We start from the raw sequence: 21662 nt of genomic DNA, 5'->3' as shown, positions 1-21662 counted from the left end.
CGTATTAGTGAGGCTCCCTATTCTCTACACAATAGCAATGGGTAGTGAGGGACACTTTTTTAAGTTTTTGGCGCTTTTTGTCCCCCCTTTTCCTTTTTCCGCTTTAGATGTTTTGAAATAGATTCTCGGCCATCACCTGTAGCTATTTGTAGCATCTGAACAAGGCGGCTATTAGGGCTGGTTTTAATACTCTCATGAGTTACTAACTCCCAAAGCTCTATAAGCGCTTCATAGATAGCGTGTTTCCCTTGTGTTCTTCGGTTTAGTATGTGCTGCTCAAAACAAACGCCCTGAATGACTAAACCAATCTCCTCTATGGGCTCTAATGCGGTTGAAGGTTCAGTAATTGGCATTTGTCTGTGAATGGTGCTGGTGCTGGTCTGTGTAATGCCTGCATAAATATGTGGGTAGCTATGAGCTACTGCTTTTAGTTGAGTCTTCGCTTTATGAAGCGCTGATTTAAGGTTATCAAGCGCTTCTTTGACCTCTGGCGAACAGGGCCGAGCTCCTTCTTCTAAAATCTCTGAAATGGCTTCTCCCCAATGGGTATTGTGGGTAAATATCCAGTCATAAAACCTAATATGTCGTCCTCTGGTGCGATACTCCTTGCTGATGGCGGCGCAAAAAAGTCGATGAATCTTATTTTTGTCTTCATCACTTAGAGTCATGCCCGCTTCATCTCCACTACATTGCCAGTAGCCAGCTTGTCTAAATAGTCCGCGTACCACTGCATCATTTCGCGGCGTTGGCTCAGGTATTGGGCTTTGTTGTACACACCCGCCACGCCTTCTTTAACGTGGGATAGCTGGGCCTCAATGTGGTTTTCATCAAACCCATGTTCATTAAGAAGGGTTGAGGCGATATGCCTAAAGCCGTGTCCTGTCTGGCGGCCTTCATAACCAAGGCGACGCAAAGCCATTAAGAACACGGTATCGGAGCGGGGTTTAGCCATGCTGCTTTTGCTGGGGAATAAGAGTGGGCCATAGCCTGTGAAGAACTGTAGCTGGCGCAATAGATCAACCGCTTGGCGGGGTAGTGGTATTAGGTGCTCCCTACGCCGTTTCATGCGTTCAGCGGGGACAGTCCAAAGGGCGGACTCTAAGTCAAACTCAGACCAACGCGCCTCTCTGAGTTCAGAAGGGCGACACGCCAGCATGGAGAGCAGTTGCAAGCCTATGGATACGTCATGGGTTGCATAGCTTCGGATAGCTCTTAATAACGCGGGCAGCTCACTGGCTGGCACATGAGCAAAGCTTTCAGCAGGCTTGGTGGTGAGGTACTTATGCAGCCCTTCTACAGGGTTGTACTGGATGCGCCCTGTAACCCGCGCTAGGTCGTAAATATCACGACACATGGCCCTTATGCGCTTGGTTTGCTCGATGATGCCTTTTTTCTCCAAGGCATGAAGGAACTCCATCCACTCCATAGAGGTTATTTCGATATAGGGGCGTTTGCCAAAGACGGGAAACACATGCAGCGCTAAGGCTCCCATGATCCTAGTGGCTGTGCCTTCAGACCAGCTTTTAGCCTTGGCTGCATGCCATTCGCGGGCTAATACCTCAAAGGTATTGTTCGTTGTCTCGATTCGGGATTGTTTACGGGCACGCTTGGCGGCCAAGGGGTCTATACCCTCGGCTATGTCATTCCGAATAACAGCGGCTTTCTTTCGGGCTTGGGATGCGCTAACGGCTGGATACCCTCCTAGCCCTAGCCATGAGGTTTTGCCATCTGGCTTGGTATAGCGAAACTCCCACGATTTAGTGCCTCTAGGGTTCACCTTAAGGTAAAGTTTTTTGCCGTCAAGGACGCGGTAAACAATGGATTCAGGTTCTAGGCTGTTTAAAACAGTGTCGCGTAGGGGGCGGCTCTTAATCTCGGAGCGCTTCACGAATGGTATGCCTCACTTGGGTATGTTTGGATCACATACTCGAAAGCATACTAATAAGGCGGGAATATATGGAAGCATGTAAAAACATGCAGAGACAACAAATGCCGCAATAAGCGGCCTGCTTTGTGGCTTCGGAGTCATGTGGAAGCATTCCGAAGCATGAACATGGTGGCTACGCAGGGACTTGAACCCCGGACCCCAGCATTATGAATGCCGTGCTCTAACCAACTGAGCTACGTAGCCATCGCAGGCGCGCATTATTCTTACCCAGCCTTAAGCTGTCAAGATTTATTTATCCTGTTGTGATGCTCGCTCTTTAAGCCTGCGCTCAGTAACGGGAATCCCGGCAATGCCCCAATTATCGGTATCTACTTCATCAATAATCACAAAGGTCGTTGCAGGATTTTTACCCAATACATCCGCCAAAAGCTGGGTCGCCCCTTCAATGAGCTGTCGCTTTTGCTCAGGCGTTACACCTTCGCGTGTAATACGGATATTTACGTAGGGCATTTTATAAGCTCCTGAGAAGGTTGGCTGGGTGTCAGCCAAGAGAAAAACCAAGCCCACAACAAAGCACCAGCACCTAAAGCAAAGCTCTGCGTCAAAGTCCCCCCCAAGGACAGCCATAACTCAGCTAACCAAGGCCCCAACAGTTGGGCTACGCCGTATAAAGCAATTAAAGCGGCGGATAAACGTGGCCCTTGATGGGGTTGAAGGTTGCGGGCCAAACGTTGAGTGAGAAATACACTGCCCACAAAACTGCTACCCACCAACAGCGCGCACAGGCTAATGCCCAAACTACCCGGCCATACCAAAGGGGCTACAGCTCCCACCGCTTGTACAGCATAGGTTGCGCATAAAGTAGAACGATCCCCCCAACGGCTGCTAAGGTAATTCCAAAGCAAAATACCGCCCATGCACGCCAAAGCCGTCCAATACCAAATGGAGCCTACCAAAGGATCACCGGCTGGGAGCTGTTGCTGAGCCAAAGTAGGTAGAAACGTCATGGGTAAGATGTAGCCTAAACCCGCTCCAGCATAGGCAATAAATAAGGGCGTACTGGCTCGATCAAATAATGGGCTACGCACTGCTGAGGTTGAATGCTGGGCTTTTTGCGGCGCTGTCTCCAAACGTGCCAATAACAGCGCACTAATTACCGCTAAGGGCAGGGCCAAAGCGGCCATCGGCCACCAACGTTGGGCTCCTTGCACCTGCTCGTCCAACGCATTGGCCAACACATTAGAGACGAGCAAACCAAAGGCAAATCCTAAATAAACTAAGCCACTTAAACGCGCCTGCTGATGACGATTTAGCCACTCCAGCACCAAAGCGGGGGCCAAGACAAATACTAAACCGTTAGTTAAGCCGTTGAGCAGACGCAAAGCCCACAACAGAACGTAAGAATCCGTAAATCCTTGAGCCAGTGTGATTAAAGCATTCAGGCACAGCGCAACCGGCAAGGCGACTCGCTGACGCTCTGGGGCGTGCAAGATCAAAGCCGACAGCGCTCCAAATAGATACCCCACATAGTTCCAAGTCGCCAGCCGAGCTCCTTGCTCAAGAGTCAGCAGACCATCGTTTAAAAAGTGGGGCAGCAAAGGCGTGAAGGCAAAACGCCCTAAAGAATGCACCACAATCAAGGCCAAGCTTCCTGCAAGCAAAGCCAATGCGGTTTGTACGGGTGAAATCCTTGGCATGGGTATGCACCTACACAGGCGGTGGATGTTGTTGTTCGCACCACCTTAACCCTTGTATCACTACTACTCATAGTGAAAAATAATGCAGCAGTCTTTCACTAAAAGTGATGAACTATGTCCGTCTGGCAACGCTTGAATCCACAGCTCTTGCACTATTTTTTAGCAGTTAGCCGTACAGGCTCTCTCAGTGCAGCGGCACGGCAGCTGCATTGTGTGCCTTCCAACGTTTCCGCCCGCTTGCGTCAGTTAGAGCAACAATTGGGCACGCCTTTGTTTCAGCGCCAAGCCCGTCAATTGGGTTTAACCTTAGCTGGTGAGCGCCTATTGCCCCATGCTCAACAGTTAGAGCAACTCTGCCAACGGGCCTGGCACAGTGTGCGTCAGGATGTTTGGGCAGGAACTTTGCGCTTAGGCTCAATGGAAACTTGTGCAGCGGTACGTTTGCCAGAATTACTGGCTGACTTTCATCGCCATGCCCCTCAGATTAGCCTGAACCTGATTACCGGTACCAGCCGCTGGTTATTAGGCGAGGTACTGGAGGAGCGACTGGATGCAGCCTTAATCGGCGGGCCTTATGAACATCCCCAGTTATGTGTCGAAGTCATCTGGCGTGAGCGCCTAGAGTTGGTCATCCCCAAGGGATACCGCCTCGAACAGGTATTAGCTACCCCGCTGACGCTGCTGGGTTTTCCAGCAGGCTGTCACTACCGAGAGCGTTTAGAGCGCTGGGCCGAGCGTCAGGCCGCTCCGGTAGCGGTTCGCCAAAGCTATGGCTCCGTAGAAACCATTTTCGCCAGCGTCGCCGCTGGCATGGGTGTCGGCTTGCTTCCGGCCAGCCTTAAAGAACGTCATCCACGATCCGCTTTGGTGGATTGGCTACCTATTGATAGGGATCTGGCCCAAACCCCCACCTTATTAGTGCATCGTAAGGATCTGCCCCCCAATCCCGCCCTAGAGCCTTTACTGAGCCTATTGCGTCAGCAAGTCCTAAATACTGACGGCTCCCCCTTCCTCCACACCGATACGGAGTAAGCTTTTGAATTATCGTCATGCCTTTCACGCAGGCAACCATGCAGATGTGTTCAAACATCTGGTATTAGCCCGAATATTAACCCTACTCACCCGTAAAGAAGCGCCCTATGCCTACTTAGATAGCCATGCCGGTGTGGGGCTTTATGACCTCACGGCCAGCCAAGCCACCCGCACGGGAGAATGGCAACAAGGGATTGGCCGTATTTGGGATGCGCCTGAACGTCCCGCATTACTCAATGAGTATTTAGACTGCATCCAAGCCCTAAATACCCCGGAGCAACTACGCTACTATCCCGGCTCCCCGGAATTGGCGCGCTACTTATCCCGCCCGCAAGATCGCCTGTATCTGAACGAAAAGCACCCTGAAGACGGTGCGTTACTGAAAGAAAATATGCGTCAGGATGAGCGCGTCGCGGTGCATCGCGGAGAGGGCTGGCATCTGCCACGCGCCCTATTGCCCGTGGCCGAAAAGCGCGTGCTGCTGCTGATTGACCCACCCTTTGAGCAAGCTGACGAGCTGACGCGCTGCGTACAAGCCCTGAACGAAGCCATTGCACGGGTGCGCCAAAGCCTAGTGGTGATTTGGTACCCCATCAAAGCCGAAGCGCAGCTCAAGCGTTTTTATCAAGACCTCGGCCAAAGCACAGCGCCTAAACTGCTGCGGGCTGAACTCTGGATCCATCCCACCGACAACGCTGAACGCTTAAACGGCTCCGGTTTAATCATCAGCAATCCGCCTTGGGGCTTGGAGGAGGAACTGGCAGAGCTATTACCTTGGCTGGCCACTCAATTGGCACAAAGCCAAGGCGGTTGGCGGCTGGATTGGTTAATCGAAGAGAGCAAACCTCAAACCAGCCCCAACTCCCCTGCGCGCAAACCTCGCACCAGCCAAGGGATCAAACGCTAAACCTTTAGTTTTTCAGCCGATAGCCGGTCTTGAAAATCCAACGCACAATCAAGGAGCAGATCGCTAAAAAGACGAGGGTCATGCCCAAGCTGATCAGCGGATTCACATCAGAAATCCCGTAAAAACTCCAACGGAATCCGCTGATCAGGTACACCACCGGATTAAGCAAGGCGATCTTTTGCCAGATTGGAGGCAGCATTTCGATGGAATAAAAACTGCCGCCCAAAAATGCCAAAGGCGTGATAATCAGCGCGGGGACGATTTGCAGTTTTTCCCAACCATCGGCCCATAAACCGATAATAAAACCCATCAGGCTGAAGGTGACGGCGGTTAATACTAAAAACACGCCCATCCAAATCGGGTGAGCAATCTGATAGTCCACGAATAAACGCGCCGTAAGCAGAATCAACAAGCCCAAAACGATGGATTTAGAAGCGGCAGCCCCCACATAGCCCAGTAAAATCTCAAGGGCCGATACTGGAGCGGATAACACCTCATAAATCGCGCCGGAATAGCGCGGCATATAGATGCCAAAGGAAGCGTTAGCCGTGCTCTCGGTCAACAGCATCATCATGATCAGACCCGGTACGATAAAGGCGGCATAGCTAACCCCCTGCACCTCAGCCATGCTAGAGCCTATGGCGGAGCCGAAGACCACAAAATACAGTGAGGTGGAGATCACCGGAGTGGCAATGGTTTGCAGTAGAGTGCGCCAAGCGCGCTGTAACTCGAACAGATAAATGGCTCGAACGGCATAAAAATTCATTAAGGGTGCGCCTTTACCAGATTGACGAAAATTTCTTCTAAAGAGCTCTGACGGGTTTGCACATCCTTAAAATCAATACCCAACTCGACCAGTTGTCGCAGTAATTCCGCCATACCGTTGTGCTCTTGGTGGCCGTCAAAGGTATAGGTCAGGGTCTGCCCATCGGTTGAATATTCCAGCGCGTACACCTGTAGCTCAGGCGGTGGCTCAAGCAAGGGGTGTTGCAATTGCACCATCAATTGCTTTTTACCCAATTGGCGCATCAGTCGATCTTTTTCTTCCACCAGAATGATTTCACCCTGACGAATCACGCCAATGCGATCGGCCATTTCCTCGGCCTCTTCGATGTAGTGGGTGGTCAAAATAACGGTCACACCCCGATCACGCAGCGCCCGCACCATGTCCCACATATCACGCCGTAGCTCCACATCCACACCGGCGGTAGGTTCATCCAAAAAAAGTACACTGGGCTCGTGGGACAAGGCTTTGGCAATCATCACCCGCCGCTTCATGCCGCCGGATAAGTCCAGAATGCGCGCATCCTTTTTGTCCCATAGCGAAAGATCCCGCAACAGCTTTTCTAAATAGGCATCGTCAGGGGCTTTACCGAATAATCCTCGACTAAAACGAATGGTGGCCCAGACGGTTTCAAAGCTTTCACTGTATAGCTCTTGCGGCACCAGCCCAATACAGGTACGCGCCGCCCGATAGTCTTGCACTATATCGTAGCCATCGACCAGAACACGCCCAGCCCCTGGGTTTACAAGGCCACAAATAATACTGATGAGGGTAGTTTTACCCGCTCCATTCGGCCCCAAAAGAGCAAAAATCTCCCCACGCCGAATATTGAGGTTGATGGATTTAAGCGCCGGATGCCCGGAAGCATAGGTTTTACTCAGATGTTCAATGGCAATCATGGCAGTACCGCAGGTTCAGAGTACGATAGAAAAGAACGATTGTAGAGAAAAGCTTCCTAAGCTGCTGCCCTGCTCTGGAATCAACTCTTGCCTCTATTGTGGAAGCAACCAGCCGCTATAGTGCGACATCAAAGGCTATGCTTTACTGCCCTAAGCCAAGTCCGTAAATGGACAGATCGGTCTAGACTTACGTCCAATGGGCGCTCACAAGGCACGCCAGAGACTATTAAAAAACAACCACTTGGAAGTCATGGCCATGGGCAAAGCTGATGCGTTCGCCAAGGCGGGCAAGACCGCCGTTTTGCAAAATATTCAGGGGCTAATGGAGTTTTTACAAAAATTTCCCCCCTTTAACCAGATGGAAGCAGCGCATCTGGTTTTTCTGGTGGAAAACTGCCAGTTGCGTTTTTACAGCAGCGGCGAAACCCTGCTCAGCCCTCAAGACGGAGTGGTCGAACACTTCTTTATTATCAAACAAGGACGTGTTTACGGAGAACGCTTACAGGCCACCCGTGAGCAGGCAGAACCGGCTTTCGATTTGACGGTGGGTGAATGCTTTCCGATGGCAGCATTGGTGGGGGAGCGCGCCACCCGTACCACCCATGTGGCGGCTGAAGACACCTTCTGCTTGGTCTTAGATAAGGCCTCCTTTGTCAAACTGCTGTCGCTCTCGTCCCCGTTTCGGGATTTCGCCATTCGCGGAGTCAGCAGCCTACTGGAACAGGTCAACCTACAGGTACAACGGCGCGCTGCCGAAAGTCTGGGCGAACAGTATTCGTTAGAGGCACGGCTTGGCGAATTAGCGCTGCACCAGCCCGTTTCTTGCCTGCCTGCTTTGCCGCTGAATGAAGCTGTGGGCCTGATGAATGAGCACAATATCGGCAGCATTGTAGTGGTGGACAACGACCAGCATCCCTTGGGCATTTTTACCCTGCGGGATTTACGCCAAGTGATTGCCTCAGGGGTAGATAATCTGATCAAGCCCATTGGACAAGCCTCCACCCAACAGGCGTTTTCGCTCTCCCCAGAAGCCAGTGCCTTTGATGCCGCCATCGCCATGACCGAACACCACATTACCCATGTGTGCGTAGTGGAAAATGGCCAATTAAAAGGCGTGGTGTCGGAGCGGGATCTGTTCTCCTTGCAACGGGTGGATCTGGTGCATTTAGCGCAGACCATCCGTCATGCCGAGCGCATCGAATCCCTAGTGGGACTGCGCCGCCGCATCTGCCAGTTGGTGGACAACATGCTGGCCCACGGAGCTTCCTCTACCCAAATTTCCCACATCATCACCTTGCTCAACGACCATACTGTCTCCCGGGTGATTGAGCTGACTTTAGAGGAAGTGGGCGATCCGGGGATTCCCTTCACTTGGCTGTGCTTTGGTAGCGAAGGGCGTTGCGAGCAAACGCTGTACACCGACCAAGATAACGGCATTTTATTTGAGGCCGACAACCCCGCCGAGGCGCAGCGCGTCCGTACCTTACTACTGCCCGTTGCCCAACGCATCAACCAATACCTAGCTCAATGTGGTTTTGCGCTGTGCAAAGGCAACATCATGGCCGGAAATCCAGACCTGTGCCTATCGCGCATCGAATGGCTAAAACGCTTCCAATCCTTTGTTTTTGAGTCAACCCCAGAGCACCTATTGGGCAGCTCGATTTTCTTTGATCTGCGCCCAGTATGGGGGCCAATCAGCGGCTATGAGCAACTGCGCAACGAATTATTGGATCTCATCGAACAGGCTAGCTTATTCCAGCGCTTGATGGCTGAAAATGCTCTGCGCCATCGCCCACCCATCGGACGGTTCCGGGATTTTGTCGTATCCCGCAAAGGCAACGATAAGATCCCAACCCTAGACATCAAAGAGCAGGGGTTGACCCCCTTTGTGGATGGCGCACGCTTACTATCACTGGCCAATGGCATTGCCACTACCAACACTTTAGAGCGTCTACGACAATTGATTGATGCCGGTGTGATTGAAGCTAAAGACGGTTCGGCCTATAAAGAAGCCTATCAATTTATTCAGCAGACTCGTATGCAACATCATCAACAGCAAGCTCGAGAGGGCAAACCCTATTCCAACCGCCTCGATCCCGATACCCTAAACCACTTGGATCGTCGGATTTTGCGTGAATCCTTCCGCCAGGCTCAGCGTTTACAAGCCAGCCTCGCTTTACGCTATCACCTGTAGTATGAGCTGGTTCTTTCGTAAACCCGAGTTAGAACCTGAGTATCTATACCGTTTGGGGAAATTGCTCTCCCCAGAGGCTTTAGATATTCATTCCTTGGCACAACAACGGCTGGTGGTGTTGGATTTAGAAACCACAGGCTTTGACCTCAGACGTGATCTGGTGATTTCTATTGGGGCGGTGGTCATTGACCAAGGGGCTATCCCTTTCAATCAACTGTTTGAACGCACCCTATACCGCAATATCACCAAGGTCACTGAAAGCGTACTCATCCACGGTATCGCCCCCAGTGCCCTTGCTGCGGGTGAGGATCCCATTAAAGCTTTGCTGTCTTTAATGGAGTTTGTGGGCAATAGCCCATTCTTGGCTTATCACGCCCGTTTTGATCAGCAGATGTTAGAACGTGCTTTGCGTAAAACCCTAGGTTATCGCTTGACGCATCCCTTTTTTGACGTGGCTGAAATAGCCCCGATGCTCAACCCCGATGCCAAGCTGGATAAAGCGGGGTTGGATGATTGGGTTAAATATTTTGGTCTCAACGTCCATCAACGCCACCATGCTAGCGCTGATGCCCTAGTCACCGCCGAAATTGCCTTAATTTTGTTTAAACAGGCTCAATCACGAGGCATTGAAAACTTAGCTCAACTAGAACAGCGATTGGCCAGTTGGCGGCGCAAACAGCAAGCAAATACCCTTGCATTTTAGGGTGTGTTATTTAGGAGAATTCCTGTGTCTGAGTCTGTCCCCCAAACCGCTTGGCACCTAGAACGCTGCCACCTAGGAGCACTGGCTTGCTGGCGTATCCGCAGTGCGGATGCTGAACTATTGGTAGCCGAACAAGGCGCTCAAATTCTCAGCTACCAGCGAACCGATGAACCGCCCATTATTTGGCTCAGTGAACAGGCCAGCTTCCAGATCGGCCAATCTGTTCGAGGGGGAATTCCTTTATGTTGGCCTTGGTTTGGCGATTTAGCCCGCAATCCAACGCCCATACAGGCCATGTACCTGCAACCCACCCAAGCCCCCGCGCATGGGTTAGCGCGCAGCCTGCCTTGGCAACTGGATGACTTAATCAGTGAGGCTAACCAGATTTGTCTAAATTTTAGTCTTAGCACCAAGGAGCTCCCGCACTGGCCCCACGCAGTTCAGCCCAAACTCAGCATCAGCCTGAGTGATCGCCTGAGCATTACCTTGGAAAACCATAACCTCAGCGATCGTCCTGCCTGCTTAAGCCAAGCTTTACATACCTATTTAGCCGTGAGCGATATTCGCCAAATCAGTATTCAGGGCTTAAGCGGATGCCGTTACCTCGAAACCTTAGAGGGTTGGGAAGAGCGCCAACAACAGGGTGATCTGTCGATTCAGGGCGAAACCGACCGCATTTATCTGCATACCCCCCCCCTACTACGCATCCAAGATCCTTTATGGGGTCGCCAAATTTGCCTCAAGGCCGAAGGTTCAGAGTCGGCCATCGTCTGGAACCCTTGGGTCGACAAGGCCAAACGCTTATCCCAATTTGCGGATGATGCTTGGCAACGTATGCTGTGCATCGAAACGGCTAATGTTTTGGAAGACAGCCTAAAGTTAGCACCCGATGGCCGGAGTCGCCTGACGCTCCAGCTATGGACTGAACCTCTTGATTGATCCCCTCGCCCAACGGCCTCAAGGAGAAACCTATGTCTATTGCTCAAAACCCATTGTTTCGTCAGCAGGCTTACCTTGATGGTCAGTGGATAGCAGCGGACAGCGGTCAAAGCATCAATGTGGATAATCCGGCCACCGGCGCTATCTTAGGTCAGGTGCCTAAAATGGGCACCGCCGAAACCCGCCGTGCCGTAGAAGCGGCTCAGCGCGCGCTACCGGCTTGGCGGGCCCTGACCGCCAAAGAGCGCTCAGCCAAACTGCGGCGCTGGTTTGAGCTGATCTTGCAACACCAAGAGCACCTCGCCCAGTTAATGACCTTGGAGCAAGGCAAACCCTTAGTTGAGTCGCGGGGTGAAATCGCCTATGCCGCCTCTTTTATTGAGTGGTTTGCCGAAGAAGCCAAGCGTATTTACGGAGATACCATACCGGCCCATCAAGCCGACAAGCGCATTCTGGTCATCAAGCAACCCATCGGCGTGACCGCTGCTATCACTCCGTGGAACTTCCCCTCCGCCATGATCACCCGCAAAGCCGGGCCTGCATTGGCTGCCGGTTGCACCATGATCATCAAACCCGCCAGCCAAACCCCCTTTTCGGCTTTGGCGCTGATGGTACTGGCTGAAGAAGCGGGCATTCCGGCCGGTGTGCTCAATGTGATTACCGGCTCAGCCAGTGAAATTGGTGCCGAACTCAGCACTAATCCCAAAGTACGCAAACTGTCCTTTACCGGCTCCACCGAAATTGGGGCCAAGCTGTTGGAGCAAAGCGCCCCTCAGATTAAAAAAGTGTCCCTAGAGCTGGGTGGCAACGCTCCCTTCATCGTATTTGACGATGCCAATTTAGACGAAGCGGTAAAAGGAGCCCTCAGCTCCAAGTACCGCAACGCCGGGCAAACCTGCGTCTGTGTGAATCGAATCTATGTACAGGACGCTGTGTACGAAGCTTTTGCGGAAAAATTTCAGGCAGCGGTAGCCAAACTTCGAGTAGGTGATGGATTAGATCCTAATACTGAAATCGGGCCACTGATTGATGAGCGCGCCGTAGCCAAAGTACAGGAGCACATCGCCGATGCGCTGGCTCAGGGCGCGCGCTTAGTATGTGGTGGCCATCCCCACGCCAAAGGAAGCCGCTATTTTGAGCCTACCCTGCTGGTCGATGTTCCTGATAGTGCCCGAGTGGCCCGCGAAGAAACCTTTGGCCCCTTAGCACCGCTGTTCCGCTTCCACACCGAGGAAGAAGTGATCGAGAAAGCCAACGCCACCGAGTTTGGATTGGCCTCTTACTTCTACGCCCGCGACCTAGGCCGCGTGTTTAGAGTCTCGGAAGCGCTGGAATATGGCATGGTAGGTATTAACACAGGCCTGATCTCCACCGAAGTAGCGCCTTTTGGCGGGATCAAATCCTCAGGCTTAGGCCGAGAGGGCTCCAAATACGGCATTGAGGACTATCTGGAGCTGAAATATCTGTGCCTTGGCTTATAAAAAACAAGGTTTTGTGAAATCAAGCAATGCCTTTTAAAAATCCAGCACCATAAACCGCTAGAATAAAAATAAATTGAATAAAGGCTTCATCCATCATGCCAGTACGTCCTTTACTGACTGGGCTATCCCTACTGAGTTTGCTGGTAATTAATACGGTCTTATTAATCCTTCCTTTATTAATATTGGCCGTATTCAAACTCATTCCTTGGCCTGTGAGCCACCGCCTCTGTACTCAAGGCATTAATGTCTTGGCTGAATCCTGGGCCAAGGTGACGCGGTTTTTATTTTCGCTCATGACTCCCACCCAATGGGATGTACGCATCCCCACAGGCTTACGGCGAGATCGCTCTTATTTGATCCTGTGCAACCATCAGTCTTGGGTGGATATTCCCGCGCTGTTGCATGCCACTACCGGCAAGGTGCCTTTTTTCAAATTCTTCCTAAAACAAGAGTTGATTTGGATTCCTTTTTTAGGTTTAGCTTTTTGGGCGCTGGATTACCCCTTTATGAAGCGCTATTCCAAGCAAACCTTAGCTCGCCATCCACATCTACAAGGCCGAGACTTAGAACTGACCCAAAAAGCGTGCGAACGCTTTAAAAACCAGTCGGTAAGTATCGTCAACTACTTAGAAGGCACGCGCTTTACCCTCAGTAAATGGCAACAACAACAGTCACCCTATCAGCACTTACTCAAACCTAAAGCCGGAGGAATTGCTCTAGTACTGGCAAGCTTGGGGCCAAGGCTAGCAGGGGTATTGGATATGACGATCGTTTACCCACAAGGATCAGCTCCAAGGTTTTGGCAACTACTCAGTGGTCAGGTATCTAAGGTTATTGTAGATATAGAGTATCGTCCCTTAGAACCTTGGCTGTATGAGGGTGACTATCCTAATGACCCGAAGTTTCGCCAACAGGTTCAAGACTGGGTCAACCAACTTTGGCATCACAAAGATCAGCGTATCGAACACTTGCTCCATCATTCTAACGATCACTGTTGAGCTACCGAATGTCTGACCTATCCACACTCACCTTTACCCAATCCCTGCGCCGCCTCTGGGCTTTGGAGAAGTTTAGCTACAGCCTAAGAGTATTCGTCGCTTTATCGACCACAATGGGGATTTGCTGGTTTTTTAACCAGTTTGATCTAGTCATCCCTCTATTTTTAGGCATTACTGCCAGCGCTCTATCCGAAACCGATGACAGTTGGCGAGGTCGCCTACAGGCTCTGTTGGTTACTCTAATCTGCTTTGGCATTGCCGCCATTGCCGTCGAGATACTCTTCCCCTATCCCTTATTATTTGCGCTGGGTTTGGCAGGATCGGCTTTTGCGTTGGTCATGCTCGGAGCCTTGGGGGAGCGTTATGCAACCATTGCCTCAGCCACCCTGATTTTGTCGATCTACAGCATGATTACCGTGGATCAGCGCGGCGGTGAATCACCCGACTTCTGGCATGAGCCCATCCTTTTAGTGCTGGGAGCGGCTTGGTATGGAGCCCTTTCGGTTATTTGGAGTGCTTTATTCGTCCATCAACCGGTAGAACAAGCCTTAGCCCGCGTCTATCGGGAATTGGGGCGTTACTTCCGCCTTAAAGCCTCTTTGTTTGAACCACGCTATCCCATGAATATGGAGGCCCGTAGCCTAGACCTAGCACGCCAAAGTGCTCAAGTAGTGGCCGCCATGAATGCAGCGCGGGAAATTTTATTGCACCGCTTACACCAAGCACGCTCCGACCGCGTGATTAACCATTACCTGCGCCTGTATTTTCTCGCTCAAGATCTACATGAGCGCGTCAGCTCATCGCACTATCCTTATCAGGCACTGACTAAGGCATTTTTCCACAGTGATGTGCTCTTTCGTTGTCATCGGTTGATCAAGCTGCAATCCAAAGCCTGTTTTGGACTGGCCAGTGCCATCTTGATGCGTGAACCTTTTCGCTACAGCAGCGAAAACCCACAAGCGATGGATGAGTTACGCACTTCTTTAGCTTTTTTACGTCAGCAGGAACACCCGGAATGGCGCGGTCTATTACGTTCCTTGCAGGCTCTAGCAAACAATCTGGAGCGTGTGCAAGATAAGCTGGCCCACGCCAACAACCCAGAAACCCAAGATTTACCCTCTGACTACACCTTACTCAACCATCAGCCTCAATCACTCAGCCAAGCTTGGGAGCGATTAGTGGCTCAGGTGACACCGACCTCCCTACTGTTTCGCCACGCGTTGCGCATGACGGTGGCTTTGGTGTGCGGCTACGTGATGCTGCATGCCATTCACCCCGAACAGGGGTATTGGATTTTGCTGACTACGGTTTTTGTGTGCCAACCCAACTATGGAGCCACACGAACTAAACTCGTACAACGGATTTTGGGGACTTTGATTGGATTGATCGCCGGTTGGATTTTGTTCACCCTCTTTCCAGCACAACAGACTCAAGTGTTATTTGCTGTGGGGGCGGGGGTGATTTTCTTCAGTACCCGAGGTAGCCATTACACCCTAGCGACGGCAGCCATCACCTTGCTGGTGTTGCTGTGCTTCAATCAGGTAGGAAATGGATATGCTCTCATTCTCCCGCGTCTGTTTGATACGCTGTTAGGCTGTCTGATTGCAGTAGGGGCGGTATTTTTAATTCTGCCCGATTGGCAGGGCCGTCGTTTAAACCAAATGGCCGCTAATGTGCTGAGCAATAACAGCGCCTACCTACAGCAAATTATGGATCAGTACCGCAGTGGTCAACGCGACGATCTGGCCTATCGGTTAGCACGCCGCAACGCCCATAATGCCGAGTCAGCGCTGTCTAGTACGCTGTCCAATATGTTGCTGGAACCTGAACCCTTCTGCCGTGATGCTGAGGCGGGCTTACGCTTTCTCAGTAACTCCCACACTTTACTGAATTACCTATCTGGACTTGGGGCCCATCGGCAAAGCCTACCGGAACAGACGGATGATGAGTTGCTCAACGAAGCCAAACAACACCTAACCCAAGGTTTAGAGGTATTAGCCCAAGCCTTACGCCAGCATCAAAATCCCAGTGAGCTGGCTTTGAATGAAGAGGCTTTAGCCATACGTTTAGAGTTAGCTGCCGACAGTGCCAAAGAGGATCTGTCACGGCTGCTGTACGGGCAATTGGCTTTAATTGCACGGCAACTAAAAGCCTTACAAGAAACCGCTACGCCACTCAGCCAACGCCCCTTAGAGCATCAGACTCTAAGTCCTAGCCACTAAAAAGGCGGGCTAATAGCGCAGCAACTGCGGTTTCTACCCGCAAAATACGAGCGCCCAATTGCACCGGCTGTAAACCAACCTCCTGCAATTTGGTGACCTCGTAGGGAATCCAGCCGCCTTCTGGCCCTATGGCTAGAGTTATCTTTTGGTTTAAATCTAAGCCCCAAGGACAGCTTGGATAATTTCCCGGATGAGCCACTAGACCTAAGGTATCTTGCACTAAGGCTGGCACGCGATCCTCTACAAAGGGCTTAAAACGCGGCTCAATTTGAACTTCGGGCAACCGGGTATCACAAGCCTGCTCTAATCCCAGCAGCAATTGCTCCTGTACTGCCTCGGGAGCCAAAAAAGGTGTTTGCCAAAAGCTTTTCTCCACACGCTGGCTATTGAGCAATACTAGGCGGGATACTCCCATACTGGCTACCGTCTGCAACACACGACGTAGCATTTTAGGACGAGGCAAAGCCAATAGTAGTGTGACAGGCAACTTAGGAGGGGGCGGTTGATCCAACGTCACAACCAATTCAGCTTCCTCTGCCTCCAAACGCACAAGCTGTCCACGCCCCATCAAACCATTCGATACTCCGATCCGCAGCCAATCGCCTTGGGCAGCTCGATGTACCTCATGCAGGTGTTTCAGTTGCCGAGGATCACGCACTAAAGCACGATCAGCCCCCAACAAATCAGAGGGCATCAATAACAGCAGATTCATAGGTGTTCAGAGGGTAGATTCTGAGGGTGTTTCGCAGAACGGCACACCAAAGCAGCAGCAAAGATGCCAACCTCAAACAACATCCACATAGGGATAGCTAATAGGGTCTGAGAAAAAACATCCGGTGGAGTCAGTAACATACCGACTACAAAACATCCCACAATCACATAGGGGCGACTATCACGCAGAGTCTGTAGATCTAAAATTCCGATCCAGACCATCAAAAAGGTAGCTACTGGTACCTCAAAGGCGACTCCAAACGCAAAAAACAGTGTCAGAATAAAGTCTAGGTACTGGCCAATGTCCGTCATCATGGCCACGCCATCTGGAGTCACACTGGCAAAAAAACCAAACATGATGGGAAATACGACATAAAACGCAAAGGCCATTCCAATGTAAAACAACAGAATGCTAGAAATCAGCAACGGGATAGCAATGCGCTTCTCGGACTGATACAAACCCGGCGCAATAAAGCCCCAGACTTGATGCAAAATCACGGGAACCGCTAAAAATAAAGACAGCATCAGGGTGAGCTTAAAGGGCGCTAAAAAAGGCGAAGCTACCCCCGTTGCGATCATCGTAGCCCCCTCTGGCAAATAAGCCCGAAGCGGAGCAGACACCCACGTATAGAGATCCTGCGCGAAGGGCATCAGCGCAATAAAGATCAATAAAATAACTAACAAAGCCCTTAAAATACGGGAGCGCAGTTCCACTAAATGCGCTACCAAGGGCATTTCCTGATCATGCTCGGACTTGGATGAAATACTCATGACTCTGGCTTATGAGAATCGGGTTTAGACAGATCGCCTTGTTGGAAAGGCTGTACAGGAGGACTCGGCGGACTTATAGAGACGGGCTCCCTAAGGGTCTTATTCATCTCCTGTTCGAGCTCTAAAATACGCTCATTGTGTAACTGTCGGCGAATTTCGTCCGCACCGATTTCTCGCTCTACCTCAGCCTTGATGCTTTGAAAACTGCGGCGCAAACGACCGATCCACAGCCCAGCCATACGCGCAGCCACGGGTAATCGCTCAGGGCCTAGCACCAATAAAGCCACCAAGGCCACCAGCAGCAACTCACCAAAGCCGATCTCAAACATAGAACTCAGCCTTTCTTAACTGAGTCATGCGTAGTGGTTTTAGAGACCTCAGCTTCCAAGGTCTGAGGACGCTTATCGACCGCGGCAGGCGATTGCTCTTCCTCAGTATTTAGGGATTTACGAAAGCCTTTGATGGCATCCCCAAGATCACTACCCAAACTTTTCAGACGTTTAGTGCCAAAAAGCATCACCACAATTAATAAAATAATCAGGAGTTGCCAAATACTGATGCCACCTACACCCATAATAGTCACCTCCACACATAAGATTCAGGACTGAGAACGCGCAGCCTTTTCTGCGTGCCCCGACAAACCAAACCGCCGATCCAACTCATCCAACACTGCTTGAGGATGTTGCCCCAACGCAGACAGCATCACGAGAGAGTGAAACCACAGGTCTGCGGTTTCGTAGATTACATCCTTGCAATCCCCGCTCTGGGCTGCATCTTTAGCAGCCAGAATTGTCTCAATGGATTCTTCACCCACTTTTTCCAGAATTTTGTTCAAACCCTTATGGTACAAACTAGCCACATAGGAGCTATCGGGAGCCGCTTGCTTACGCGCCTCTAACACAGCAGCCAGACGGTCTAAGGTATCATTCATGAGCGCTGCCCATTGTAAATATCCTGCGAATCTTTGATGACCGGATCGACGGTTTTCCACTGCCCATCCGCATATACGCGATAAAAACAACTTTGACGCCCTGTATGACAGGCAATGCCACCTAGTTGTTCTACCCGCAGCAGTAATACATCTGCATCGCAATCAAGGCGCACCTCGACTAGCTTTTGCACGTGGCCTGATTCTTCCCCTTTGCGCCACAGTGCTTTACGAGAACGCGACCAGTAAATAGCTCGGCCTTCTTCAAGGCTTAGGGCTAAAGACTCGCGACTCATCCAAGCCATCATCAGCACTTGGCCGGTTGCATGATCCTGAGCAATTGCAGGCACTAAGCCCTCAGCCGTCCACTTAACTTCATCTAACCAAGTCATGGCATGCCCTTTATCAACGACGACCGACGAGAATACACAAGCCAGCACCCAGCATTAACCAACTAGACCAAGCCGTTAGCGAAAACAATTGGGCAGCTTCTAAGTACAGGCTAGCCTGCATACTGCCACCAATTAACAACAAAATACCAACCCAAGACAGTAAAGCTGAAGACCTTGGTTGAACTCGATGTGCCGGGCGACCCTGCTCAGCCGCATTGCGGGCCAAGTGCTCCAGTAGAGAACGCGCCATACCAGCGACTCTAGGCACTTGCTCCAACTGTACTTGCAGCGTATTGACTAAGTGTTTAGGGCCCATACGCTCACACATCCAGCGCTCCAAATAAGGCCGTCCTGTACGCCATAAATCCAACTCTGGATAAAGCTGACGGCCTAAGCCCTCAATATTAAGTAGCGTTTTTTGCAATAACACCAACTGTGGCTGAACTTCCATATTAAATCGGCGCGCTACTTGGAATAAGCGCAACAGAAGCTGGCCAAAGGAAATATCTTTTAACGGCTTTTCAAAAATAGGCTCACAAACGGTACGAATAGCCGCCTCAAACTCATTCACCTTGGTTTCTGCTGGAATCCAGCCCGAATCAATATGCAACTGAGCCACTTTGCGATAGTCCCGCTTAAAAAATGCAATCAGATTGCGGGCTAAATAATCCTGATCCTCAGGAGTCAAACTACCTACAATGCCGCAATCAATAGCAATGTACTGCGGTGCATGGGGCGTTTGGGTGCTAACAAAAATATTACCGGGGTGCATGTCTGCATGGAAAAAGCTATCCCGAAATACCTGAGTGAAGAAAATCTCAACGCCGCGCTCAGCTAAAAGGCGCATGTCGGTATTTTGAGCGGCTAAGGCTGATAAGTCGGTAACGGGAATGCCGTAAATACGCTCCATAACCAAGACTTGCGGCCGACAATAATCCCAGTATACCTGCGGAACGTACAGCAACTCTGAGTGCTCAAAATTACGTCGAAGTTGGCTGGAGTTTGCAGCTTCTCGTAGCAAATCCAGCTCATCATGGATGGTCTTAGCATAATCATCCACTACTTCTACTAGATGTAGACGACGCGCTTCACTGGAGGCCGCTTCTGCTATTCGTGCCAACAAATACAGCCAAGCCAAGTCTTGATCGATAATGGATTTGAGGCCAGGCCGGATCACCTTAACAACAACCTCTTCCCCTGTGTGCAGACGGGCGGCATGAACCTGAGCAACCGAAGCTGAAGCTAATGGTTTAGTGTCGAACCAAGCAAAAATATCCCCAACTTTTGCATCAAGTTGCTGTTCTACCAAGGCAACGGCGCGCTCAGACTCAAAAGGAGGAACCTTATCCTGTAATAAGGCCAACTCATCGGCTATGTCAGTAGGTAATAAATCACGCCGTGTTGATAAAATCTGGCCAAACTTGATGAAAATTGGCCCTAACCCTTCCAAAGCCAAACGCAAACGGGCACCACGGGAGTGGGTAGATTTATGACGTGGCAGCCAACGCCAAGGTAATAAATAGCCCATAGAGCGTAACCAAAAGGGCATCGGCAAATCGAAAATTAAATCATCCAGACGATAGCGAATAAGGATGAAAAAAATACGCAACAAGCGGTGGGCAGCAGCAAACAGCTTCATCATGAGTCAGATTCACGGATCAGTGCAATGAGGTGAGCGTAGTATCCAAACCAGTAAAGCGGGTAGGCACCCGACGCACTTTAATTGGCCCAAGACGATCAGGGTTTGACACCCCGGTGCAATGCCACAATCCCACCGGTCATATTGTGATAGGTCACACGCTCAAAACCCGCATTAGTAATCATCCCTTTTAAGGTTTCCTGATCTGGATGCATGCGGATAGACTCTGCCAAATAGCGGTAGCTATCGGCATCTTGGGTAATCAGTTTTCCCATCAAAGGCAAAATTTTGAACGAGTAACTGTCGTATACTTTAGACAATAAAGCAGTGGTTGGCTTTGAGAACTCTAAAACCAAAACGCGGCCGCCGGGCTTCAAAACCCGAAACATGGACTCTAATGCCGCTTCTTTATGAGTCACATTACGCAAGCCAAAAGCGATAGTGACTACATCAAAATGGTTATCCGGAAACGGAAGCTTTTCTGCATCAGCTTGTACAAAACGGATATTGCGCGCGATTCCCTGATCCAACAAACGATCACGGCCAACCTTCAGCATGGAAGCATTAATGTCCGCTAGAACAACCTCTCCAGCATCCCCCACGATTTTGGAAAACTGTCGGGATAAGTCACCAGTACCCCCTGCAATATCCAAAATCCGATTCCCAGGGCGTGCACCTGAAAGCTCTATGGTAAAACGCTTCCATAGACGATGAATGCCTCCCGACATCAAGTCATTCATCAAGTCATACTTAGCGGCTACAGAATGGAACACCTCCGCCACCTTTTGGGCTTTGAGGCTTTCTGGGACACTTTGATAACCAAAGTGGGTTGTGCGCTCTGCATCATGCTCGTTTTGCGGATCGGTCATGGTTCAGTCATCAAAAAAGTTTAGGGATCATTCTACCCCCAAACATCACCATATCGGCATGCAAGCTACGCAAATTTTTCGTGCATAAAACAAAAAGCCCCTCATTGAGGGGCTTTTCGATGTTAAGCGCTTGACGATGACCTACTCTCACATGGGGAAACCCCACACTACCATCGGCGATGCTTTGTTTCACTACTGAGTTCGGGATGGGATCAGGTGGTTCCAAAGCTCTATGGTCGTCAAGCAATTCGGTACGGCTAGGGTAAGCTAGCCCAATTCAGATTTGTGATAGAAGCTTTAAGGCGGTACGTTCACACATTTTCGGCCAATCGTATTTAGATTGCTTGGGTGTTATATGGTCAAGCCTCACGGGCCATTAGTACAGGTTAGCTCAACGCCTCACAACGCTTACACACCCTGCCTATCAACGTCGTAGTCTTCGACGACCCTTTAGGGAGCTCAAGGCTCCAGTGAGATCTCATCTTGAGGCAAGTTTCCCGCTTAGATGCTTTCAGCGGTTATCTCTTCCGAACGTAGCTACCCGGCAGTGCCACTGGCGTGACAACCGGAACACCAGAGGTTCGTCCAACCCGGTCCTCTCGTACTAA

At 50.8% G+C, this 21662-nt stretch carries 22 protein-coding genes, 1 tRNA gene and 2 rRNA genes; 8 read left to right on the top strand and 17 right to left on the bottom strand.

Annotated elements, in window-relative coordinates; genetic code table 11:
- Window positions 1-59 precede the first annotated feature (59 nt).
- The 5 genes from LX59_RS07780 to LX59_RS07760 all read right to left on the bottom strand — a co-directional run bounded on the left by LX59_RS07780 (window position 60) and on the right by LX59_RS07760 (window position 3585).
- Window positions 60-668, bottom strand: a complete 609-nt coding sequence (locus LX59_RS07780; protein ID WP_144571290.1) for a hypothetical protein — start codon at window positions 666-668, stop codon at window positions 60-62.
- Window positions 665-1888: a tyrosine-type recombinase/integrase gene (locus tag LX59_RS07775; protein WP_144571289.1), complete on the bottom strand. Its 1224-nt coding sequence runs from the start codon at window positions 1886-1888 to the stop codon at window positions 665-667. Before LX59_RS07775 ends, LX59_RS07780 begins: the two co-directional genes overlap by 4 nt.
- Window positions 1889-2054: 166 nt before the next feature.
- A tRNA-Met gene (locus LX59_RS07770) sits at window positions 2055-2131 on the bottom strand.
- A gap of 45 nt (window positions 2132-2176) precedes the next feature.
- Entirely contained in the window at window positions 2177-2398 is a 222-nt protein-coding gene (locus LX59_RS07765) for a 2-hydroxymuconate tautomerase family protein (RefSeq protein WP_144571288.1), read from the bottom strand.
- Window positions 2386-3585, bottom strand: a complete 1200-nt coding sequence (locus tag LX59_RS07760; protein ID WP_144571287.1) for a YbfB/YjiJ family MFS transporter — start codon at window positions 3583-3585, stop codon at window positions 2386-2388. Before LX59_RS07760 ends, LX59_RS07765 begins: the two co-directional genes overlap by 13 nt.
- Window positions 3586-3699: 114 nt before the next feature.
- On the opposite strand from LX59_RS07760, the gene LX59_RS07755 reads away from it, so the two are divergent.
- Both LX59_RS07755 and LX59_RS07750 read left to right on the top strand, forming a co-directional pair.
- Entirely contained in the window at window positions 3700-4617 is a 918-nt protein-coding gene (locus LX59_RS07755) for a LysR family transcriptional regulator (protein ID WP_144571286.1), read from the top strand.
- Window positions 4618-4621: 4 nt separating this feature from the next.
- The gene (locus LX59_RS07750) at window positions 4622-5524 is read left to right on the top strand and encodes a 23S rRNA (adenine(2030)-N(6))-methyltransferase RlmJ (RefSeq protein WP_144571285.1); all 903 of its coding nucleotides are present in this window, start codon (window positions 4622-4624) and stop codon (window positions 5522-5524) included.
- A gap of 4 nt (window positions 5525-5528) precedes the next feature.
- Here LX59_RS07750 and LX59_RS07745 read toward each other — a convergent pair whose 3' ends face one another.
- Entirely contained in the window at window positions 5529-6290 is a 762-nt protein-coding gene (locus LX59_RS07745; RefSeq protein WP_144571284.1) for an ABC transporter permease, read from the bottom strand.
- Window positions 6290-7207, bottom strand: a complete 918-nt coding sequence (locus tag LX59_RS07740) for an ABC transporter ATP-binding protein (protein WP_144571283.1) — start codon at window positions 7205-7207, stop codon at window positions 6290-6292. Before LX59_RS07740 ends, LX59_RS07745 begins: the two co-directional genes overlap by 1 nt.
- Window positions 7208-7463: 256 nt before the next feature.
- Here LX59_RS07740 and LX59_RS07735 point away from each other — a divergent pair, with 256 nt between their 5' ends.
- The 6 genes from LX59_RS07735 (at window position 7464) to yccS (ending at window position 15744) form a co-directional block, all read left to right on the top strand.
- Window positions 7464-9401, top strand: a complete 1938-nt coding sequence (locus LX59_RS07735; protein WP_144571282.1) for a putative nucleotidyltransferase substrate binding domain-containing protein — start codon at window positions 7464-7466, stop codon at window positions 9399-9401.
- Window position 9402: 1 nt separating this feature from the next.
- A complete protein-coding gene (locus tag LX59_RS07730; protein ID WP_144571281.1) occupies window positions 9403-10104 on the top strand; it encodes a 3'-5' exonuclease in 702 nt (233 codons plus the stop codon).
- Between the two features lie 24 nt (window positions 10105-10128).
- On the top strand, window positions 10129-11043 hold the full coding sequence (locus LX59_RS07725) for a D-hexose-6-phosphate mutarotase (RefSeq protein ID WP_144571280.1): 915 nt from the start codon (window positions 10129-10131) through the stop codon (window positions 11041-11043).
- A 32-nt stretch (window positions 11044-11075) separates the two neighbouring features.
- Entirely contained in the window at window positions 11076-12524 is a 1449-nt protein-coding gene (gene gabD, locus LX59_RS07720; RefSeq protein ID WP_144571279.1) for an NADP-dependent succinate-semialdehyde dehydrogenase, read from the top strand.
- 95 nt (window positions 12525-12619) lie between these two features.
- A complete protein-coding gene (locus tag LX59_RS07715; protein WP_144571278.1) occupies window positions 12620-13522 on the top strand; it encodes an acyltransferase in 903 nt (300 codons plus the stop codon).
- A gap of 8 nt (window positions 13523-13530) precedes the next feature.
- Window positions 13531-15744: a YccS family putative transporter gene (gene yccS, locus LX59_RS07710; RefSeq protein ID WP_144571277.1), complete on the top strand. Its 2214-nt coding sequence runs from the start codon at window positions 13531-13533 to the stop codon at window positions 15742-15744.
- Here the strand turns inward: yccS and LX59_RS07705 are convergent.
- From LX59_RS07705 to LX59_RS07660, 10 genes are all read right to left on the bottom strand, one after another.
- The gene (locus LX59_RS07705) at window positions 15734-16456 is read right to left on the bottom strand and encodes a 16S rRNA (uracil(1498)-N(3))-methyltransferase (protein ID WP_144571276.1); all 723 of its coding nucleotides are present in this window, start codon (window positions 16454-16456) and stop codon (window positions 15734-15736) included. The two genes, yccS and LX59_RS07705, sit on opposite strands and share 11 nt — an antisense overlap.
- Complete coding sequence (gene tatC / locus LX59_RS07700; RefSeq protein ID WP_144571486.1) at window positions 16453-17220, bottom strand: twin-arginine translocase subunit TatC; 768 nt, start codon at window positions 17218-17220, stop codon at window positions 16453-16455. Before tatC ends, LX59_RS07705 begins: the two co-directional genes overlap by 4 nt.
- Window positions 17221-17222: 2 nt before the next feature.
- Window positions 17223-17555 (bottom strand): Sec-independent protein translocase protein TatB, encoded by a 333-nt coding sequence (tatB, locus tag LX59_RS07695; protein WP_144571275.1) that lies wholly within the window; start codon window positions 17553-17555, stop codon window positions 17223-17225.
- 5 nt (window positions 17556-17560) lie between these two features.
- Window positions 17561-17800, bottom strand: a complete 240-nt coding sequence (gene tatA / locus LX59_RS07690) for a twin-arginine translocase TatA/TatE family subunit (RefSeq protein ID WP_144571274.1) — start codon at window positions 17798-17800, stop codon at window positions 17561-17563.
- A gap of 24 nt (window positions 17801-17824) precedes the next feature.
- Window positions 17825-18157: a phosphoribosyl-ATP diphosphatase gene (locus tag LX59_RS07685; RefSeq protein ID WP_144571273.1), complete on the bottom strand. Its 333-nt coding sequence runs from the start codon at window positions 18155-18157 to the stop codon at window positions 17825-17827.
- Window positions 18154-18546 carry a phosphoribosyl-AMP cyclohydrolase gene (gene hisI, locus LX59_RS07680; protein WP_144571272.1) on the bottom strand — a complete coding sequence of 131 codons (393 nt, stop codon included), beginning with the start codon at window positions 18544-18546 and terminating at the stop codon, window positions 18154-18156. The genes LX59_RS07685 and hisI overlap by 4 nt, the downstream gene beginning before the upstream one ends.
- 13 nt (window positions 18547-18559) lie before the next feature.
- Complete coding sequence (gene ubiB, locus LX59_RS07675) at window positions 18560-20185, bottom strand: ubiquinone biosynthesis regulatory protein kinase UbiB (protein WP_144571485.1); 1626 nt, start codon at window positions 20183-20185, stop codon at window positions 18560-18562.
- Window positions 20186-20283: 98 nt separating this feature from the next.
- Window positions 20284-21054: a bifunctional demethylmenaquinone methyltransferase/2-methoxy-6-polyprenyl-1,4-benzoquinol methylase UbiE gene (ubiE, locus tag LX59_RS07670; protein WP_144571271.1), complete on the bottom strand. Its 771-nt coding sequence runs from the start codon at window positions 21052-21054 to the stop codon at window positions 20284-20286.
- Between the two features lie 128 nt (window positions 21055-21182).
- Window positions 21183-21298, bottom strand: a 5S ribosomal RNA gene (rrf, locus tag LX59_RS07665).
- Window positions 21299-21409: 111 nt separating this feature from the next.
- Window positions 21410-21662 (bottom strand): 23S ribosomal RNA (locus LX59_RS07660); the annotation flags it as partial.

Source organism: Azomonas agilis (assembly GCF_007830255.1).
GTDB lineage: Bacteria > Pseudomonadota > Gammaproteobacteria > Pseudomonadales > Pseudomonadaceae > Azomonas > Azomonas agilis.
This window is presented reverse-complemented; position numbering and strand designations above follow the sequence as displayed.

Coding starts and splice junctions, on each gene's coding strand:
- LX59_RS07780 (WP_144571290.1), bottom strand. CDS start 668: ATGACTCTAAGTGATGAAGACAAAAATAAGATTCATCGACTTTTTTGC.
- LX59_RS07765 (WP_144571288.1), bottom strand. CDS start 2,398: ATGCCCTACGTAAATATCCGTATTACACGCGAAGGTGTAACGCCTGAG.
- LX59_RS07760 (WP_144571287.1), bottom strand. CDS start 3,585: ATGCCAAGGATTTCACCCGTACAAACCGCATTGGCTTTGCTTGCAGGA.
- LX59_RS07755 (WP_144571286.1), top strand. CDS start 3,700: ATGTCCGTCTGGCAACGCTTGAATCCACAGCTCTTGCACTATTTTTTA.
- LX59_RS07745 (WP_144571284.1), bottom strand. CDS start 6,290: ATGAATTTTTATGCCGTTCGAGCCATTTATCTGTTCGAGTTACAGCGC.
- LX59_RS07740 (WP_144571283.1), bottom strand. CDS start 7,207: ATGATTGCCATTGAACATCTGAGTAAAACCTATGCTTCCGGGCATCCG.
- LX59_RS07735 (WP_144571282.1), top strand. CDS start 7,464: ATGGGCAAAGCTGATGCGTTCGCCAAGGCGGGCAAGACCGCCGTTTTG.
- LX59_RS07730 (WP_144571281.1), top strand. CDS start 9,403: ATGAGCTGGTTCTTTCGTAAACCCGAGTTAGAACCTGAGTATCTATAC.
- gabD (WP_144571279.1), top strand. CDS start 11,076: ATGTCTATTGCTCAAAACCCATTGTTTCGTCAGCAGGCTTACCTTGAT.
- LX59_RS07715 (WP_144571278.1), top strand. CDS start 12,620: ATGCCAGTACGTCCTTTACTGACTGGGCTATCCCTACTGAGTTTGCTG.
- yccS (WP_144571277.1), top strand. CDS start 13,531: ATGTCTGACCTATCCACACTCACCTTTACCCAATCCCTGCGCCGCCTC.
- LX59_RS07705 (WP_144571276.1), bottom strand. CDS start 16,456: ATGAATCTGCTGTTATTGATGCCCTCTGATTTGTTGGGGGCTGATCGT.
- tatB (WP_144571275.1), bottom strand. CDS start 17,555: ATGTTTGAGATCGGCTTTGGTGAGTTGCTGCTGGTGGCCTTGGTGGCT.
- tatA (WP_144571274.1), bottom strand. CDS start 17,800: ATGGGTGTAGGTGGCATCAGTATTTGGCAACTCCTGATTATTTTATTA.
- LX59_RS07685 (WP_144571273.1), bottom strand. CDS start 18,157: ATGAATGATACCTTAGACCGTCTGGCTGCTGTGTTAGAGGCGCGTAAG.
- hisI (WP_144571272.1), bottom strand. CDS start 18,546: ATGACTTGGTTAGATGAAGTTAAGTGGACGGCTGAGGGCTTAGTGCCT.
- ubiB (WP_144571485.1), bottom strand. CDS start 20,185: ATGAAGCTGTTTGCTGCTGCCCACCGCTTGTTGCGTATTTTTTTCATC.
- ubiE (WP_144571271.1), bottom strand. CDS start 21,054: ATGACCGATCCGCAAAACGAGCATGATGCAGAGCGCACAACCCACTTT.